A 19,769-nucleotide genomic window follows, 5' to 3' on the forward strand; every position below is an offset into this window, starting at 1 on the left:
AATATATATTGGACTATTTTAATTAATCTGATACTAATTTAACTTTTTACAACTCTATTAAAAAATCTTGCGAACTTTTGATACATGTATTTAGGTTTAATAAAATATATTAAAATTAGGAAAAATCTTGATGTAGGACTATTTTTATTCCCAGAAATTAAAGATAATAACAAAACCAATTTAATCCATAGTCTTTTACGAAATTTCAAGAAAATTTGAGTAGAGTTGAGTGTAGGAAATATCAATTTTTCATCAATTAGTAATAGTTGCTTTATGTACTTTTCATTCACTAGCCTCAATTTTGTCCTGCTGCTACTTTCACCAATTCTATACAATACAGTTTGCTTGGCTACAAATCCAATTCTATGACCTGCTTTGACAGTTGAAAACCATAGAGGGTAGTCTTCAATTAGAGGAAATCTTTCATCTGCATAGCCAACTTTATCAAGGATACTTCTATTTATAAATGCAGATGGTGCACCTGAAATATTAGTGCTTTGCAGATATTTTATTTGCTTGCTGGTATTATAGTCAAAGAAAACCAACTCATCTTTAGCTGGCATTTCTCCTAACAAAACTAGATTATTTGAATTATTGTTAGTAAATAATTTCATATAAGAAAAAATTATTGCCGGTGTATCATCAGTATGACTATTTATATATTTAATATTATCATCAATGCAGTTTGGCAAAAGTATATCATCCCCTGCTATAGTCTTTATCCACTCAGATGTAGCAGTTTTCCAAGCCACATTACAATTTTTTGAGACTCCACAATTTTTTTCATTGGCAAAGAACTTAACTCTGTAAAATTTATTCTGATTTTGCACTAACCACAACTCGATTACTTCTACGGTCATATCCCTCGAGCCATCATCAGAAATAATTAACTCTATATTCTCTGGGCCATAGGTCTGTGTAACAATGCTATCTAGTGTTTCAAGTACAGTTGCAGCAGAATGATAAGTAATCACAGCAACCGTAATAATATTTTTTTTATATTTTTCACTCATAGTGTCATCTCAATTCTGGAATTACAATCATATGATTATGGCATATTAGATACTGAATATATGAAACCGAATCATTTAGAGTTCATTTTTTGTAGCATGCTAATGCTAAAAATAATAGAAAAATTGAAACTAACACCTACTTACACTTATGTATGATGATAATTCTTGTTCAAGATTTATGCAACTTTTATCATTAAGATGTAACCATCAAAATAATGAAATCTAATCAGGTTATTTCAATTAGTACTGGAAACAGTTTAATTGCTATCAATAATAAATTAAGCAAATTAAAGCCTAACGCGCCCAAGAAACATTCGTCTTTTTTATTTTTGCAGGACAACCCGCAATTAATGAATTAGCAACAAACTCTGCATTGACAAAAGATTTAGCGCCAATTATAGAACCTTTACCAATCAAAGAACCAGGAGCTATGGTACAACCCTCACTAATCCAAACATGATCATCAATATAAACACGTTTTTTTAGTAAAATACCATTTATATAGTGATTATTACTGTCTGTAATAAAAACATTCCAGGAAATAATAACACCTCCACCTATATGAATATCATCAGTACATAAAATTTTACTTTGACATGTTATGCCTGATGTGAAGTTATCTAATTTTCCGACGAGTTTTAATTTAGCATTTTTTGCTAATGAGAAAGCACAACCATTACCAATATGAAATGTATTGCAGATTTCTAAATGTGCCCCCTCTCTCATAATCAAGACAGTTCGTTCAATACCATGCTGAAATGATTCAAATATAAGCGCCATTGGTACAGTACTGGAAACTTTGCTTTTAGCAGATTTAACAATAATTACTCTAAAAATATCTGAGCTAAAGAAAACCTTAGGAGAAATTGAAAATCCAAATAACTTGTAAGATAAATAAAGTGAGTAAAAATAACATAAAACAAAATCAAGACCTAACAAGTATGGCCTTAACCAAAGACGCCTAAAGAAGCAAAATAAAATAAAATTATTTTTTACATTAGCTTTAAAATTCGAAATCATCTTATGAAACGCCTACAATTAATTAATACGTAAACTAAACAAATCACATAATTTATCAGATAAGCAAGTGTTGCACCTTTCAGACCTATCTTTGAAACAAATAAATAAGTCAAGATAACAAATGTTAGTGAAAATATAATTTCAGTACTAACAAACCATTTGGTAGAACCACGGGATAGCATCGGATAGGCATATAACCAACTGGCGATTTTAATCACATCACCGGTTAATTGGATCGCAAACAATTCACGGGCGCTACGAAATGCTTCAGTAAATAATAATGAAATAGCCACATCACGTAATAAGTAAACACCAAAAGCCATGGTCGTGACAATCGGGATAATCACACGCGCGGTTTTATGAATTTCACTAACGATGGCATCAACACTGGTTAATGACGCCAAGCGCGGCAAATAATAGGTGCCCAGCGCCATAGTAATCACCCCTAAATACACTTCAGAGATTTTATATACCGCTTGCCATTGTCCGGTAGCATCCCAGCCTACTTGCTCAATTAAAATATTGCGCACCAAGATTAACGATACAGGCACCGTCAAGGCACTAGTGATCGCCATCAACATATAGCCACCTATTTGTTTGCGTGCTTCAGGCTCTACCGCTCCCCACCAATAAAGTAGTTTAAACCAAGGCTGACGCAGGTTAGCGACTAACATCACGATGCCAATTAAAGCAGACTGTACAGCAGCAGCTAATAATGCACCTTGAATATTGTACAAAGCGATCATGAACAACATCGCTCCACCCGAAATTAGCGCTGAAATCATGCCAAGACCGACATAACGGCGATATAGCTGCTGCCCGTTGATCACCGAATTACATAAGGTGCCGATAGCAGCAAAGGGCAACACGCAGACAGTCGCCACCACCACCCAAGCTAAACTAGCATCTTTAAACAAACCGCTGGCAATGGGCTTGGCTAATAACATCCCCAGTGGAATGGCTATGGACGAGATGATCAACACCCATTGCAATGCAGCGCGCCACCAAGGGGCGCAGGCCTCAAAACCTTGTTCTTTATTTTCAGCAGTATAACGCACCACACCGCTTCCGGCTGGCGCATTAATAATGCCGTTTAAACAGCCAACCATGCTTTGCACTTGCCCAAGCATCGCCAAACCAGTTGGGCCAGTATAAATTGCCACCACTTTAGCAATCACAAAACCCATCACCATGCGTAATAGCGTTAGTAATCCTGTCATGGCGGTAACTTGGAGCAAACGCTTCATGCAACAAACTCATTCATAGCTGCAATAACTTGAGCAATAGCTTCATCACTCATGGTTGGATCTAGCGGAATAGAAAGCACCTGCTGATGGATTAATTCAGTCAGCGGTAATGGCATATCTGCATATTGATGATACGCCCGCTGCTTGTGCGGAGGGATCGGATAGTGAATTAAGGTTTGAATGCCTTTTGCAGCTAAATGCTGCTGCAAGGCTTCACGTTTCTCACAACGTATCACAAATAAGTGCCAGACGTGTGCGAGCTCTTCATTTACTTGCGGTAGCGTTATTAGTGGATTGCTAATCTCAGCTCGATATGTTTGAGCAATATGCTGGCGGCGAGCGGTTTCGCCATCTAAATGGCGCAACTTAACACGCAGCATAGCCGCTTGTATTTCATCAAGGCGACTGTTTACACCTTGATAAAGGTTTTCATATTTTTTATGCGAACCATAGTTGCGCAGTGCTTTAATTGTTTGAGCTAATTCTTCATCATTGGTCGTAATAGCACCAGCATCACCTAGCGCTCCTAGGTTTTTACCAGGGTAAAAGCTAAATCCAGCCGCATCTCCCCAATTTCCCGCTCGCTTACCATTAATTTCAGCCCCATGGGCTTGAGCACAATCTTCCAACACTAGCAAGTTATGTGCATTAGCAATCGCCATAATTTCTGGCATCGGCGACAACTGACCATAGAGATGCACTGGTAAGATCGCCTTAGTTTTAGGGGTAATGGCAGCGACTAGCGTTTCAGGGTCGAGATTATAGCTATCTGGATTTGGTTCTACCAATACTGGCACGAGATCATTTTCGGTAATTGCCAACACAGAAGCGATATAGGTATTAGCCTGTACAATGACCTCATCACCAGCGTTTAGTTTACCCAGTTCTTTCCATGCACGCAGTGTGAGAATGAGTGCATCGAGTCCATTAGCCACACCTATCGCATGTTTGGTGCCGCAATATGCAGCAAACTCGGTCTCAAATTGGGTTAGCTCATTGCCCATAATATACCAGCCAGAATCGATCACCCGAGCACAAGCATCTTTCAGTTCTTGCTGGTATTGGTTGTTAATGGCTTTTAAATCAAGAAAGTTGATCATATTACTGCTCTATATATTTAATAATTTTGGCTGGATTACCGACAACAACAGCATAAGCAGGCACATCTTTAGTCACCACAGAACCCGCACCAACCATTGCATGCTTTCCAATCGTTATGCCGGGTAATAAGGTGGCATTAGCACCAATAGAGGCATGGTCCTCAATGGTTATTCTAGAAAATGTATCAGGGTAAACTTTAGAACGGGGCATTTTATCATTGGTAAAGGTCGCACAAGGACCTATAAAGACATGATTGCCAATGGTGGTACCATCCCAGATATATACGCCAGATTTAACAGTTACGTTATCTCCTAGTACCACATCGTTTTCAATCAAGGTATGGGCACAAATATTACAATCACGACCAATTGTGGCTTCTTTTAGCACAACAGCAAACTGCCACACGCGAGTACCTTCACCTATTTTGCTACTTTGTACATCACTTAGCTGATGAATAAACATGAGTATTTGCTGCCTCAATAAATGTTGAATATTCGCGAATGTAATCAGATTCATCATAAACTTGGTCAGCAAACACCATTAGCACACAATCCTCAGAAAAGTCATACATTTCCCGCCACATAAAGGATTCAATCAACAAACCTTGAGCTGGATTATTGAGCAATACTTCTACCCGTTTCTTACCATCATCTAATACAAAACGACAAGAGCCGCGCACCACAATGGCGACTTGTTTAAGCGCCTTGTGTGCATGAAAACCTCTGGCCGCATCTTGTGCTGTGCCATAAATGTAATAAACCCGCTTAATCTCAAATGGAATGTGGCGATTTGCTTCTAGCGCGACTAAAGCGCCGCGCTCATCACCCAACACTGGAAAATCAATTATAGTAATCAGGCTCATGCTATCCCTTTTATTTACCCAATAAATCAAACAAGTATTGGCCATAACTATTTTTGGCCATCTGATTAGCTACTGCGATTATCTGTTCATCAGTCAACCATTTATTACGCCATGCTATTTCCTCTAAACAGGCGATTTTATAGCCTTGGCGTTTTTCGATCGTTTCAACAAATGATGCGGCCTCTAATAAGCTTTCATACGTACCTGTATCTAACCAAGCAAAACCACGACCGAGTAACTCAACATTTAATTCACCCATTTCAAGATAGGCTTGATTAATACTGGTGATTTCTAACTCACCACGTTCGGAGGGTTTGACATTTTTAGCAATATCTACAACTCGATTGTCGTAAAAATAAAGGCCAGTAACTGCAAAATCAGATTTTGGCTTTAAAGGTTTTTCTTCAATGGAAATGGCTTTTTGGTCTTGGTCGAATTCAACCACGCCAAAGCGTTCAGGATCTTTGACTTGATAACCAAATACTGATGCACCTTCTGATCTTACAGCCGCTTTCTTTAGTATTGGTGAAAACCCCTGCCCCCAAAAGATATTATCCCCTAGTGCTAAACACACATTGTCTGTGCCGATAAACTCTTCACCAATAATAAATGCTTGTGCTAGCCCATCAGGCGTTGCTTGAACTGCATATTGTAATGTGATGCCAAACTCACTACCGTCGCCAAGAAGACGTTGAAAAGAAGATTGATCTTCTGGTGTGGTGATAATCAAAATATCACGGATACCTGCCAACATTAACACAGAAATAGGGTAGTAAATCATTGGCTTGTCGTAAACTGGCAATAACTGTTTGGATACACCTTTAGTAATGGGATATAAACGCGTACCTGAGCCTCCGGCTAAAATAATTCCTTTTATTTTACTCGTGACTGGTGAGTTGTTATTTGTTAATTGTTTGCTTTCCATTTCTATAAACCTTTTATGCTTTTCTTTAGTCCGGTGAGCAATGCGCCAACACTATTTAGTTGTTGTGTAATCAATGGGTCTAGTGACAAATAGTTGAGCATTTGTGCAATTTCGAATTGCGTATCCAATTCCGCTAATGAACCGCGAGCAATATCGAGGAAATGCGTAAATTATTTACAACCACTCCGACCAGCACCTTCTGGCAATATTCGATGGTATTAAAACTGCAGCTCGCCGCATTTGACTTGTTAAACCAAACATCTCTTCACGCGGGAAAGTGGATGTAACTGCATATACCATTTTTACCAGCGCCATAGCCTGTATCCATACATCAAGCTGCTTATGCGTTTTCATTCCTTGAACCTGCGTTATTGGTCATTGCTGGTTAGTGGCGCATTCACCATTAACAACTCACCACTCACAATTCACAATTAAAGTGCGCCTAAGCGCTCTCGCTGGTATGTGCCGTCTTGTACATGCTGGCACCATTCTTGGTTAGTTAAATACCACTCAACCGTTTTACGTAAGCCAGTTTCAAAGGTTTCTTGTGGTTGCCAATTAAGTTCTGCACTCATTTTGCTTGCATCGATTGCATAGCGGCGATCGTGACCTGGACGATCAGTTACATAGGTGATTTGCTCAGCATAGGACGTGGCTTTAGGTACTAATGAGTCCAAGATGCTACAAATGGTTTGGACCACTTCTAAGTTCTGCTTTTCGTTATGACCACCGATATTGTAGGTTTCGCCAATCTTACCCGCGGTAACTACTTTGTATAAGGCACTAGCATGATCTTCTACATACAACCAATCGCGGATCTGATCTCCTTTACCGTAAATAGGTAGCGGCTTACCTTCAAGAGCATTCAAAATCACCAGTGGGATCAACTTTTCTGGAAAGTGATATGGGCCATAGTTATTGGAACAGTTGGTTACAATCGTCGGCAGGCCATAGGTGCGAAGCCATGCGCGTACTAAATGATCGCTTGATGCTTTAGAGGCAGAATATGGGCTGCTCGGCGCATAAGGCGTTGTTTCTGTAAATAAAGGCAGTTCTTGATTTACTGCTTGTCCTTCTTGCTCATCTGGATGTGGCAAATCGCCATACACTTCATCGGTTGAAATATGGTGAAAGCGGAATGCAGCTTTACGCCCGGCAGCAAGTTGTAGCCAGTAGCTGCGTGCGGCTTCGAGTAGCGTGTAAGTCCCCACTATATTGGTTTGGATAAAATCAGCCGGGCCGGTAATTGAACGGTCAACATGTGACTCTGCCGCTAAATGCATAACGGCATCAGGTTGGTGTAGTGAAAAGACTCTATCAAGTTCTGCACGGTCACAGATATCTATTTGTTCAAAGGCATAACGTGAGCTGCCGCTAACTGTAATTAATGATTCTAAGTTGCCAGCGTAAGTCAGTTTATCGACGTTAACCACACTGTCATTGGTGTTACTAATAATATGCCTTACAACTGCAGAACCAATAAAACCAGCACCACCTGTGACTAGAATTTTCACAACAAAAACCTCGATAAAATAACAATGTTGAGTAAAGAATCGAGCGGCAAAAACGCTGCCAGCTCTATAAATAACGGCTATAAGCAACAGCGAAAAGCTGGCTCCCCGCATGCGCGAGGATGACGGCTGAAGAGCAAAGCTCACAGATTAAAGCAAAAAGCTGGATCCCCGCGTTCGCAAGGATGACGGCTGAAGGGCTAGTATACCGGAACAGAAAGGGGCTAGACTCTAGACTCTAGACTCTAGACTCTAGACTCTAGACTCTAAATTCTGCTCTTTTCTCATAAAATGCCTTACCAGTACTAACATCACACCTAACATGCCGCCGAGCATGGTGCCTAATACGCAAATTAATGCGCGTTTCGGTTTGGCTTTCTCTTCTGGCGCTAATGCAGGATCGATAGTCTTAAACACATATTCATCACGTACTTCGGCAAACATAATGGTTTTGGCTTGCTCTTCCACTAACTTATAAAGAATGGTTCTAATATCGGCCACATTGGTTAAGGCTATTTGTTTATTTAAAAACTCACTACTACGGTTAGCCTCTGCGACATCGCGATCCTTCATCACTTTATTAATATCTTGAATTAACCAAGTGACCCATTGCTCTGCAACCGTTGGGGATAAATGCTCAACAGATATGGTCACCATGCCAGTATCTTTGGCTTTATTGACGGCAAAAATTTTGCTGAACTCTTTGTATGCTTCTTGCATGGATGGCTCAGGTTTAAATGGTGGTTCGACATCACGCACCCAATTATTGGTTTGCTCGTTGTATAACTCAGGGTCATAGATAATTTTATCCGTATCCCTATCCCATTTTTCAGCCGCCATTAAATCGGCAAGGATGTTGTGCTTTTGAATAAACTCACTGGTAAATTGGCGGGATTTTAATACCTCAATCGCCAATTCGGTTTTATCTGTGCCGCCTTTACTGCCAAGGTTAACCCCTGCAAGGCTGGCTAAACCACCAAACTGCGATGCCAAGGCACTTAAGCCACCGCCCTGCTCCTCTGATGCGGGTGCCAACAAGGCTTCGGATTTATAGATATTGGGCTGCAAAATAGCAAAGGCGACAGAGGCAATAGCAAAAACAGCAGTTATGCCAATAATGAGCCATTTGCCTTGCCAAATAACAGAAAACAACTCACGAAGATCGATTTCGTCGTCTTGCACTTGAGGAAATCTAGCGTCGGATTGGTATGTGTTTGGATTTTGAGTAATTTGTGTGTTCATTGGTTCTTCAGATTCTAGATTCTAGTACGCTGCGCGGCGAGAGCGCTGCGCTTCTATAAAGGCAAAAGATAAAGACAGAACGCTGCGCTGCTAGAAAAAGCAGAGCGTCGCTTCGCTCCTTCTAGAATCTAGAGCGAAGCGTTCTAGAGGCCGAAGGCCGTCCTAGAGCAGCGCTTTTTGCTGCGTTCTAGAGCAGCGCTCTTTGCCGCGTTCTAGAGCAGCGCTCTTTGCCGCGTTCTTCTTAGCTTTTACTCTTACTTTGCTTTTGTTTGATAATTGCACCTAAGATTTTGGCTAATTCTTTTGCTTCTTGAACCATAAGTAACGCGGGTTCCTTTGCCAAATATCCAACTTCAATACCTATATAAAGTTGGGTAACTAGCTCTCCTAGAGAGCCTTTGGCATAGTACAAAAAGCGAATTTGATCTTTTAGTGTTTCACGCTCTTCACCCTCAGCAATATTTGAAGGGACAGATAACCCTGAACGGGTTATTTGATCTTTAAAACCCCAATTACTTACTGATTCAGTCACTCGATATATTTGACAAGATAATCGTGAAGCTCTTTTCCAAACATCCAGTTGTTCGAATCGCATAATCTTCCTTGAGAGCAGAAACTAGAATCTAGGACGGTTCGCGGCTAGAACGGCCTTCGGCCTACTATACAAGCAAAAGCTAAAAGCAGAGCGTCGCTTCACTCCTTCTAGATTCTAGCGCCACGTAGTGGCGTTCTAGAGCAGCGCTTTTTGCTGCGTTCTCGCAGTTGCGAAGCAGCGTCCTAGATCCTTAGTTCTACAGCCCTGCGATGGCTGACACTGCAACCGCGGTGTTATAGATGATGCCTGTCACTTGTGACCAAAGCGTTAGGTTATCTTTATATTCAGTATCAAGTGGGACAATCACAGTATCACCAGGTTGTAACTGATCACCACTGCTAAACCAACTCGAACGGCTAGGCATTAATACTGACCCATTAGCTTGAATAATATAAGTTCGGTCAGCATCGGCTCGTTCTCTGGCGCCACCAGACATTGCCAAATATTGGTCTAAGGTTAAGCCATCTTTAAATCTGTGGGTGGCAGGATGCTGCACTTCACCCATAACAGCGATAGTCTGTTTAGTTGATGGCACATAAAGAATATCATCATCTTCTAATTGCAGATCGGCCTGCTTAATGCCTAAGCTGATTGCTGGTAAATCAACGACTAAACGACCCACTGCTTTGATATTTTCAAGATCCGTCAACATCAACTGAGCATCGGAATAGTTAACGACTGTTCCATCTTTTGATACACCACGGGTGGCAATATCACGGCGGAGTTGATCGGCTAACTTTTTAATTTCAATCTGTTCTTGCTGACGAACTGACTCACGCACAAATACCGCTGAGGGTAAATAGGCATACTCTGTATAACCACCTACACGAGTAATTAACTGGCTTAATGTTTCACCACGGCGAATATTGTAACGGCCAGGGAATTTCACTTCACCACGGATTTCAACCACTTTAGCTTCTTGCCAATCTGGTGTAGTCATTACCGTTAGATTATCACGACTCACCAAACGCAGATTTGCACTACTATCTCCACTTAACGCCTGCTGTAAGTCTACTGAGCGGTGTTCAATATTTACGCCTTCGCTTGTCGTACTGGTTGTAGTTAGCTCTGCTCTAACGGTGTAAGCGCCTTCTTTTAAACCACCCGCAGCAGTCACAAGATCCGATATTTTTGCCCCCACAGTAAGCGGATAAGCACCTGGCTGTTTAACTTGACCACTGATAGCGACAATGCTTGTACCTGCACCTGCTTTACCCTGGTTATTGAGTTTAACCATGATGGGGTAAAGCAACTCATTGCGGCGCATTTGACTACTTAGCTTGATAAGGTCGTTATCTTCAAAAAGGTTAGCTAGCATTTTACCAACAACCCCTTTAACAACAGCAACCTGTTCATTACCATCGTTATCAGTAACCACAATACCAGCCACTTGTGCTCGCCTGGTTAACTTCACATCGTCAAGTTGACTAAAGCCAGCTTGAAACAGATCTGTACCCAGAATTTTATCATCACTGAGTGATGTCACTTTTTGAATGCGTTGCTTTACCAGTTTATTAAGTTCAAAACGGTTTTGTTCTTCATCCGAGAAGTTAAAGATGATGATTTTATCACGGGGCTGTAAGGCTAAATCTTGGCTGGTATTTTTATTGCCAATCGCTTGACCAGGGGAAAATTGATATACCTGAACATCACCATATTGGTTTATTTCGCGTACCAAAAGACCGTAATCTAAGTCGGCTGAAATGGCAAGATCACCCCATAGCGATGGTAATACATCACTAATTTTTTGCCCTGCAAGCCACTGATATTTACCAGGGCGAACGACTGCACCAACAATAGTAATTGCACTTTCGTACTGCTCTGACGCACTCTTCACGCGGATGACATCACCCGCTTTGGCGAGAGTATTTTTACCTTGCTCAGTGGTTAAATCTACATTCACTATCGTTTTAAGCGATTTGCTATTGTAGCGCTCGACTGAGCTACTTTTAGGATAAGCACCAGGGTTCAATCCTGCTGCCATAGTAATAATATCAGCCATGGTTTCATGCTGTTTTAGCTCATAAATAGCAGGGCGACGGACTTCGCCTGTTACTGAAACTAGGCCACCAATGGAAGGAATAAACACTACATCACCGGATTGCAGGCGCAAATCCCCCGATGCATCGCCTCGTAGTAACAGGTCGTAAAGGTCGAAAGAACCGACTAATTTGCCATTACGTTTTAATTGGATATTACGCAATGAGCCAATTTCGTTAACACCACCAGCAACAAACAACGCTTGGGTGATAGTTGATAAGCTTGAAACTGTATAAGAGCCAGGTTTATAGGCATCACCCGCGACAAAAATACGAATTGAGCGCAATTGCCCCATAGTGATATTCGACTCAATACCTATCATCTGCTGCTTTATGCGCTGTGAAAGCGAGTCGCGAAGTTCAGAGAAGCTCAACCCCATCACCGGAATTGGTCCTAATTCAGGGAATTGAATGACACCGTCGCGACTAATCACCAAGTCGTATTCTTTATTTTCTTTGCCATAAAGCTGCACTTTGATGTTATCACCAGGGCCAACAAGATATTCGCCAGGCACAGGCACATCGGAAACAGGCGCAAAGGTACTAGGCTCGCCAGCAAACATTTCATAACCGAAACGACGCAACTTTAGCTTGCTGGTGTCTTCAGTAAAGTCCAATTCAGCATTGGCTTTCTTATCTGCACTGTTAGCAGCATTAACCTCACGGTTACCCACTATATCGGGATTAACAATGGGTTGTGATTGCGCCTGGTTACCAGAAAGCATATTGGGATCAATACCATATTGGCGTGCAAGGCGTTGTTGTTCCGCTTTTGGGAGTTGTTTGAACTGCTCAATCATTTGCGGAGAGGGCGTAACGGCTTGCGCCTGCGCGCCCATCAATATCGTGGCGCTAAGGCCAACTATGATGAATTTTTTGATTTGTTGTAACACCAGATATCTCCGATTGGGTTAAAGATGGAAAACATTTAAAACATTTAAAGCATTTAAAGCATTTAAAGCATTTAAAGCAGAATGCTGCTTTTAATGCAGAACGTCGCTACGCGACTTCTAAGTCAATTAGGTCTATCGCAGTCATCCTTGATTTAAGCAGTCATCTTCGGCTTAAGCCGTCATCCTTACTTCTTAACCGTCATACTCGCCTTTTTGCCGTCATCCTCGCGAATGCGGGGATCCAGCTTTTAGCTTTGGCTTTCATATCTCAAGGTTCAAACAGCAAAAAGACTTTACTGTGGATTCCCGCCTTCGCGGGAATGACGAAGCAACACGGAATAACATCAAGAAGCCGAGATGGTGTAACAAACTGGACTGACTTGAGAAACACCGGAATAACGAAGTAGTACGAAAATAGCCTCAGAAGCTGAGAGTAACGAAGTAGCACAGGTATAACGTCAAGAAACTGGGAATGACGAAGTAGCACGGGAATGACGTAAAGACGCTGGATTCCTACACTTAATCATCATTCTTGACTCTAAGCTGCTATATTGCCTTTTACACCGTCATCCTTACCTATAAGCCGTCATCCTTACTTCTTAACCGTCATATTCGCCTTTCAGCCGTCATCCTCGCGAATGCGGGGATCCAGCTTTTAGCTTTGGCTTTCATATCTCTAGGTTCAAACAGCAAAAAGACTTTACTGTGGATTCCCGCCTTCGCGGGAATGACGAAGCAACACGGAATAACATCAAGAAGCCGAGATGGTGTAACAAACTGGACTGACTTGAGAAACACCGGAATAACGAAGTAGTACGAAAATAGCCTCAGAAGCTGAGAGTAACGAAGTAGCACAGGTATAACGTCAAGAAACTGGGAATGACGAAGTAGCACGGGAATGACGTAAAGACGCTGGATTCCTACACTTAATCATCATTCTTGACTCTAAGCTGCTATATTGCCTTTTACACCGTCATCCTTACCTATAAGCCGTCATCCTTACTTCTTAACCGTCATATTCGCCTTTCAGCCGTCATCCTCGCGAATGCGGGGATCCAGCTTTTAGCTTTGGCTTTCATATCTCTAGGTTCAAACAGCAAAAAGACTCTGCTGTGGATTCCCGCCTTCGCGGGAATGACGAAGGAACACGGAATAACATCAAGAAGCCGAGATGGTGTAACAAACTGGACTGACTTGAGAAACACCGGAATAACGAAGTAGTACGTAAGCCTCAGAAGCTGAGAGTAACGAAGTAGCACAGGTATAACGTCAAGAAACTGGGAATGACGTAAAAAGCGAGTCTTACTTGAGTAACACCGGAATAACCAAAGTGTAAAGTTCTCCTGCAGCTACGTAAGTTCTAAAATCTAGTTGACACAAAAATCTAGCAGCCGCGAAATAATGCTCTAGCAGTGAACTTACGCCTTTTCTTATTAACATTCAGGCCCACTACCGATCCGCGTGGCGGCCCGAGGCCTTATTCAGTACTTCCTATACTTCATCCTTGGGATCGGCTAAAGCTGTTAATAATTGTTCCAGACAATTATTTGCGGCGTCCGCTTAACGAATGAAACTATTCATTCGATGCCTTTCAGGCACGCTACCGATCCGCGTGGCGGGCGAGACGCCCTTCGGCTTTCGCTAAAAGACAGAAACTTTTCTGTCTTTTGCCTTCCAGGCACGCTACCGCCCATAGATTGCGGCCTCTATACTGCCCTTTGCAATGCAAAAATTCATATTTTTCAATAAAATAGAAACCAACAGTCCATAAACTAAAGCTAAAGAATGGTTCAGCTGTGATTTCTTAGTTTTTAGCGTGTATTTGAACCGTGTCAGATTTTATCTTTAAAGATATCAGTAGAAACGTGATTAAACACACCATACTTGACTCCATTATCTAGCGAAAAATAAAGGAGAAATTTCCGGTAAAAACGGCAATAACAGTGCCAAAAGTAGCTAAACATCAATCTTTAGTATGATTAAGTTATCGTTAAGTTTAGTCACGAAAAATTTAGCCGCCGAATTTTACTGCGTATTTCCGACCGTGGATGTTCAATTAATATTCATACACGGGCATCGCAGCTCACTTTTTCACCACTTTAGATGCAAATAAACCATCTAATAATCAAATCAACTTAAAGTTATGACTTTATAGATATTTTTAATGCTGCTTTTTATTAAAAATAAACAAAAAATGTCATCACTATAGCTAATATCTCACAAAATACTCAGCACAATCCTTACATTAACACTCTGATGCCATACCTATACACAAACTCGTTCGAGTGATTCTTCTGGAACAGTAATAGTATTGACTTGCCCCATAAGACTAAATAAAACATGGCAGCGTTTATTTGGGCATTTTTCTTGAAAAATACCTTCTAAATCAACAAATGGACCATCTTTAAAGCGAATTTTTTCCCCCATTTTTAGCTCAGATTCTTCGGCTAATACGGTTTGGGAAGATGTGAATTCTTTCATGCGAATGGTGTGAATAATACGGTCATCAATGGGTGTCATTTTTTCTTGACAATTGACGATTCGATTTACTCCACGGGTAGAGTGGACCTGCCTGACGCTTGTCTGGCTTGGGTCAAATTTGATAAACAAATAATTTGGGAACAACGGTACGCGGCAGATCCGTTTCTGTCCACGCTGAGATTTTTCTTCAGAGACCATTGGTAAGTAGGTCTCTAAATTTTGAAGTGCTAAGTTCTGCTGTGCTCTCGCTTCACTCCGAGGTTTACAGTACAAAAGGTACCATGCCTTCATTTGTTTATCTCATTACCCTATGTCAAGTGACGTCCATTCACGGGCGGCAATCATAACAAAGATGTTAATGTCGATGGAAGCAGTTTTTCACCATAGAGGACCTACTGTTCGGTATGCGTACAAGTGTGACTTATATTAGGTAAATCAACTGTAATCAGCTCTAGCTTTGAATCGTTGGTTATGTCGCCAGTTTGCAAGCCAAAATTGACTTTCGTTGCTTTTAAGGGGTATATAAGGTGGGATTTTAGCGAAAAGATTCAATTTGCCGCTTAAAATATTACTTTTATTATAAAAACGTAACAATAACCCATACGTAACTTGCAGTTATTCAACAACTTTATTCGAGCTTTCTCGTGTAGATGTTTTGCTGAAATGTAAGTCGATTAATGGGATAAGAAAAATCATTTTTCTGTGGTGACATCATCCTGTTTCAGGGGCCCACAGGCAATCACGAGCTTAAGGTGGAAGACTTCATGAGCGTAGCAAAACCACAAGGGACAATGCTTGGGCATCCCAAAGGATTGTTCCTGCTATTTACAACAGAGCTATGGGAACGTTTTAGTTATTACGCAATGCGTGCCATTTTGGTGCTGTATCTAGTTGATCAAGTTGGCAAGCAAGGTGGTGGTGGGTTAGGTTGGAGCCAAGCTGATGCACTGTCACTCTATGGTACCTTCACTGCTTTAGTTTACCTAACGCCACTGATTGGTGGCTGGTTAGCAGATAATTTTCTTGGTCAACGTAAAGCCATCTATTTTGGTGGCGCATTGATGGCTGCGGGCCAGTTTATGTTAGCCGCACCACATGCATGGTTTCCTGGTGTTGAAACGACACTCTTCTATGTAGGTTTGGGAACGCTTATTTTAGGTAACGGCTTATTTAAACCTAATATATCCACTATGGTTGGCGATCTCTATGAAGAAGGCGATCATAGACGCGATGGTGCGTTTACCATCTTCTATATGGGGATTAACTTAGGTGCTGCATTATCTGGTTTTGTTGTTGCATGGGCTTATACCAGCTTTGGTCATACTGAAATAATCAATGACCAAGAAGTGTTTGTTAATAACTGGCAAGCAGGTTTTTTCTGTGCTGGTATTGGTATGCTACTTTCCCTTGTTATTCAATTCTTATTTGCCCAAAAACTACTTGGTGATATTGGTACAGTGCCTGCGGCGAAACTTGAACGTGAACGCCAAGCTCAGTTGGGGAATGTGCGTAAAGAACCGCTAACCAAAGTTGAACGCGACCGTATTAAAGTCATTATGGTGCTTGGTCTCTTTACCATCATCTTCTGGGCAGGTTTTGAACAAGCTGGCGGGTTAATGAACTTATTTACCAATGAATTCACTGACCGTTATATTGGTACATGGGAAGTCCCCACCACCTATTTCCAATCACTTAACGCCATTTTCATTGTGTTATTTGCCCCCGTTGTTGCTTCAATTTGGATCCGTTTAGGTAAAAATGAACCTAACTCACCCGTTAAATTTGCCTTAGGCCTATTCTTATTGGCGATCGGTTTCTTATTTATGATTGGCGCGGTAGTTGAAATGGGGGGCAATCCTAACGCTAAATCCAGCATGTGGTGGTTAGTGGGTGCTTATTTCTTCCATACTATGGGTGAACTCTGCTTATCACCTATTGGCTTATCTATGGTAACTAAGCTTGCTCCATTACGTATTGCATCGCTAATGATGGGCGCTTGGTTCCTCTTTATCGCTATGGCGAACAAAGTGGCTGGTGTTGTAGGTTCGTTTATTGGCCATGGTGGTGGCAAAGAGGAACAACTCGCGAATGCCATGTCTATTTTCGCAGGTATTGCCATTACAGCCACATTTTCTGCTGTGGTGCTCTACTTTATGGCAGACAAGTTAGTTGACTGGATGCATGGCGCAGAAACGAAGCATTCTTCAGAAGCGCAGGCTTTAGAAGATGAAATTGCCGTAACTGCTGAGCACGAAGCGATTAAACGATAAGATAACAGCTAGAATCTAGCTAGATAAAGGCTTCGCTTCTTATAGAGTCTCGCAGTGATGTTCTTGAGCAATCCTGCGAATGTTCTACTAGTTGCGAAGCAACCTTTGACCACCATCCTCGATGTAAACCATCCTCACATTTAAGTCGTCATCGCATTTAAGCCATCCTCGCATTTAAGCCATCATCGCCTCAAATAGTCATCCTCGCGTATGCGGGGATCCAGCTTTGACTTTTAAACCACCCAGCCTTAAAACATCAAAAGAGTGCACTTATAGATTCCCGCCTTCGCAGGAATGACGAGGGGATTGGAATAACAAAAGAATACGAAAATGACGATGGGGTTCAAATAACAAAAGAATGCAAAATGACGAGGAGGTTCGAATAACAAAGGAACGCGAAAATAATAAGGATTGCGGAAATAACAAATGGACGCGGGAGGATGTAGAACGCTGCGAAGCCTTACTCGATTCTAGCAACAGCGCCTTTTACTGTGCCCTAGCCGTGAGCTTGCGAACGCTCTATAGGTAGACTTAATTGCATAAATCCACCAGCGGGAATATGGCGATCGTAAACTAACCCTTTGAATTTATTTTCGAGTAGATTTTGCTTATGTATAGGTTCACTTGTAGCTATACATAGTTGTTCTTGTGGCAGGATAGTGCGGAACTGAATACTGGGTTTACCCCAGTCAAGTAAACCTAACTGTAAACTATCAGAAAGTGCCAAAGGACTAAGCCCTTGATCATTACGTAAATAGCAGCGTAATCCCCTCCCTGCTTGGGCTATCGCCGCTCGATATTTTGTCAATTCAATTGAAATATAAATAATATCGACCGTGATATCTAAACCAGAGTTAACTAAACGCTCATTCAAATAGCTAAGCATATTGAACGGTTCAATAATTGTTTTACTCTGGCCACTACGATAATTTTTAAGCTTTTGATTGACAAAACTACGCAGTAATACACAGGCAAATGCTGCGCGATTATCCTCAGGATAAAGATGTGCCATATACATGATCAAATGATCATTGCCGACCATAGTCGAGTCTATAAAATAACTACTAATATCACTGTCTTTAAACAAACTGTAGTCAACTTTGGCGACGGGGTAACTGATATTAGAGGCAGGAAATAGCTGCTGCTGAACCTGTTTTGCGGCTTCTACACTTTGCTCCAAAAGGGCTAAATTATCACTTAGCTCTTGCCGGGACAGTGCATCTATTTCTGCTTGAATAGGTTCATCACCAAGGATTTTATGTAGGGCTTGCCTAATGGCTTGTTCAATAATGAATAAATCGGATACGGGTTTAACTAAATAATCACTGGCGCCAATGCGTAATGCCTCGACAACATCTGCCATGACATTGTTACCTGAAATCACAATGGAAGGGATAAGTGGCTCAAGTTTAGTCATTTCCTTGAGCATATCGAGTCCTCCTAACTTTGGCATACTCAAGTCAGCCAAGACAATATCAAAGCGCTGTTGTTTGAAAACACTCAGTCCTTGCTCACCATCAGAGGCTTGAGCTACATCAGCGCCACGCCCAGAAAGGAACGTGGCGACAATTTGCCGAAACACAGGATCATCTTCAACCAAAAGAATCGAAACACCATTTAACACCATAAAGATTCCCGAATAAAATTCATTGCTATAGCAATAACTCAATCATGACATCGGAAGAATCATTCGATACGGCAAGGACTAGGTTGTGAAAGCAACATCGATAGCCATGTTGCGTAACGTTAATCAAGCTCCTGCATATATTGATCAAGCAACTCATCATCTTCTTGTTTCTGAGGAACATTGCCATCATAGACTTTATAGTCCATGTGTTGTAAATACGCATCTTTCACGAAAGCATAGGGATCAAGCGCATTATCAACGAGCCTTTCTTGATCAATCGCTGAAGCTCTCGCATGAAGACTCTTAAGCCCCCACTTAACAACGGATTGCCACATGGTGAGCTCTGATAGTGGAAAGTATAGACCATCAACCCAATCTGTTGCGAGTTCACGCACAACATAGGGGCCCGCAAATGGCGCCATAAAATAAGGACCATTTGGCACACCATAGTAACCCAGCACTTCGTTAAATGCGTCTTGCTTACGCGGCATTCCCATCATATCGGCCACATCAAAAACGCCTAACAAACCTATTGTGGAGTTAACGGTAAAACGCCCGCCAGCATTCGCAGCCCATCCCCACTTGCCTTGTAACACATTGTTAACTAAGCTACTTGGCTCTTCTAAGTTCTGTACAAAATTATTAATACCCGTTTTAGCGGGCCGGGGAATATAGTCGTTATAACCATGGGCAACTGGACGATAGAGATATTTATCAAGATACAGATAGTTAAAATCCCACATTGCACGGTTAAAACCCTCGAAAGGATCCCGTGGATCATCATAGGTAATGGTCACTGCTGTAATGTCTTGAGAAGTGGTATCAGGTACGGAGACTTCTGCCCCATATGCTTGGGGCAATAATACAAATCCTAACGATAGCCCTATCCATTTCAACTTCATATTGATCTCTTAATATAAATGTACTGCTTAGGTGCAAAGTT

Annotated in this window: 16 protein-coding genes and 1 pseudogene; 1 reads left to right on the forward strand and 16 read right to left on the reverse strand. The window is 41.5% G+C overall.

The annotated features are described in order from the left end of the window. Window positions 1-38 precede the first annotated feature (38 nt). The 14 genes and pseudogenes from JEZ96_RS12735 to rfaH form a co-directional block, all read right to left on the reverse strand. Window positions 39-1,013, reverse strand: coding sequence for a glycosyltransferase family 2 protein (locus JEZ96_RS12735; RefSeq protein WP_198779809.1), 975 nt, complete (start codon window positions 1,011-1,013; stop codon window positions 39-41). Between the two features lie 294 nt (window positions 1,014-1,307). Then, window positions 1,308-2,033, reverse strand: coding sequence for an acyltransferase (locus JEZ96_RS12740; protein WP_128090284.1), 726 nt, complete (start codon window positions 2,031-2,033; stop codon window positions 1,308-1,310). Further along, a complete protein-coding gene (locus JEZ96_RS12745) occupies window positions 2,030-3,280 on the reverse strand; it encodes an O-antigen translocase (RefSeq protein WP_025008832.1) in 1,251 nt (416 codons plus the stop codon). The genes JEZ96_RS12740 and JEZ96_RS12745 overlap by 4 nt, the downstream gene beginning before the upstream one ends. Then, window positions 3,277-4,380 carry a DegT/DnrJ/EryC1/StrS family aminotransferase gene (locus tag JEZ96_RS12750; protein WP_025008833.1) on the reverse strand — a complete coding sequence of 368 codons (1,104 nt, stop codon included), beginning with the start codon at window positions 4,378-4,380 and terminating at the stop codon, window positions 3,277-3,279. Before JEZ96_RS12750 ends, JEZ96_RS12745 begins: the two co-directional genes overlap by 4 nt. Before the next feature lies 1 nt (window position 4,381). Then, on the reverse strand, window positions 4,382-4,843 hold the full coding sequence (locus tag JEZ96_RS12755; RefSeq protein ID WP_025008834.1) for an acyltransferase: 462 nt from the start codon (window positions 4,841-4,843) through the stop codon (window positions 4,382-4,384). Continuing rightward, complete coding sequence (locus JEZ96_RS12760) at window positions 4,821-5,243, reverse strand: sugar 3,4-ketoisomerase (RefSeq protein ID WP_025008835.1); 423 nt, start codon at window positions 5,241-5,243, stop codon at window positions 4,821-4,823. The genes JEZ96_RS12755 and JEZ96_RS12760 overlap by 23 nt, the downstream gene beginning before the upstream one ends. A 10-nt stretch (window positions 5,244-5,253) precedes the next feature. Continuing rightward, window positions 5,254-6,120: a glucose-1-phosphate thymidylyltransferase RfbA gene (gene rfbA, locus JEZ96_RS12765; protein WP_025008836.1), complete on the reverse strand. Its 867-nt coding sequence runs from the start codon at window positions 6,118-6,120 to the stop codon at window positions 5,254-5,256. A 50-nt stretch (window positions 6,121-6,170) separates the two neighbouring features. Further along, window positions 6,171-6,326: pseudogene (locus JEZ96_RS19590) on the reverse strand (four helix bundle protein); the annotation flags it as partial. 16 nt (window positions 6,327-6,342) lie between these two features. Further along, window positions 6,343-6,522, reverse strand: coding sequence for a four helix bundle protein (locus JEZ96_RS19595; RefSeq protein WP_306303471.1), 180 nt, complete (start codon window positions 6,520-6,522; stop codon window positions 6,343-6,345). Window positions 6,523-6,599: 77 nt separating this feature from the next. Further along, window positions 6,600-7,682, reverse strand: a complete 1,083-nt coding sequence (gene rfbB / locus JEZ96_RS12775; protein WP_025008837.1) for a dTDP-glucose 4,6-dehydratase — start codon at window positions 7,680-7,682, stop codon at window positions 6,600-6,602. 249 nt (window positions 7,683-7,931) lie between these two features. Continuing rightward, window positions 7,932-8,921, reverse strand: a complete 990-nt coding sequence (locus JEZ96_RS12780; protein ID WP_025008838.1) for a Wzz/FepE/Etk N-terminal domain-containing protein — start codon at window positions 8,919-8,921, stop codon at window positions 7,932-7,934. Window positions 8,922-9,162: 241 nt separating this feature from the next. Continuing rightward, window positions 9,163-9,516 carry a four helix bundle protein gene (locus JEZ96_RS12785; protein WP_025008839.1) on the reverse strand — a complete coding sequence of 118 codons (354 nt, stop codon included), beginning with the start codon at window positions 9,514-9,516 and terminating at the stop codon, window positions 9,163-9,165. A 196-nt stretch (window positions 9,517-9,712) separates the two neighbouring features. After that, a complete protein-coding gene (locus JEZ96_RS12790) occupies window positions 9,713-12,448 on the reverse strand; it encodes an SLBB domain-containing protein (RefSeq protein ID WP_061783246.1) in 2,736 nt (911 codons plus the stop codon). Between the two features lie 2,265 nt (window positions 12,449-14,713). Continuing rightward, window positions 14,714-15,220 (reverse strand): transcription/translation regulatory transformer protein RfaH, encoded by a 507-nt coding sequence (gene rfaH / locus JEZ96_RS12795; protein WP_025008420.1) that lies wholly within the window; start codon window positions 15,218-15,220, stop codon window positions 14,714-14,716. 473 nt (window positions 15,221-15,693) lie between these two features. Between rfaH and JEZ96_RS12800 the strand changes: the two genes are divergently transcribed. Continuing rightward, window positions 15,694-17,199, forward strand: coding sequence for a peptide MFS transporter (locus JEZ96_RS12800; RefSeq protein WP_025008419.1), 1,506 nt, complete (start codon window positions 15,694-15,696; stop codon window positions 17,197-17,199). A 496-nt stretch (window positions 17,200-17,695) separates the two neighbouring features. Here the strand turns inward: JEZ96_RS12800 and JEZ96_RS12805 are convergent, their stop codons facing one another. Next, window positions 17,696-18,826, reverse strand: a complete 1,131-nt coding sequence (locus JEZ96_RS12805; RefSeq protein WP_025008418.1) for a response regulator — start codon at window positions 18,824-18,826, stop codon at window positions 17,696-17,698. A 119-nt stretch (window positions 18,827-18,945) separates the two neighbouring features. Further along, window positions 18,946-19,728, reverse strand: coding sequence for an MlaA family lipoprotein (locus JEZ96_RS12810; protein WP_011919592.1), 783 nt, complete (start codon window positions 19,726-19,728; stop codon window positions 18,946-18,948). Between the last annotated feature and the right edge of the window lie 41 nt (window positions 19,729-19,769).

The organism is Shewanella putrefaciens (assembly GCF_016406325.1).
In the GTDB taxonomy this organism is placed as follows: Bacteria; Pseudomonadota; Gammaproteobacteria; order Enterobacterales; family Shewanellaceae; genus Shewanella; species Shewanella putrefaciens.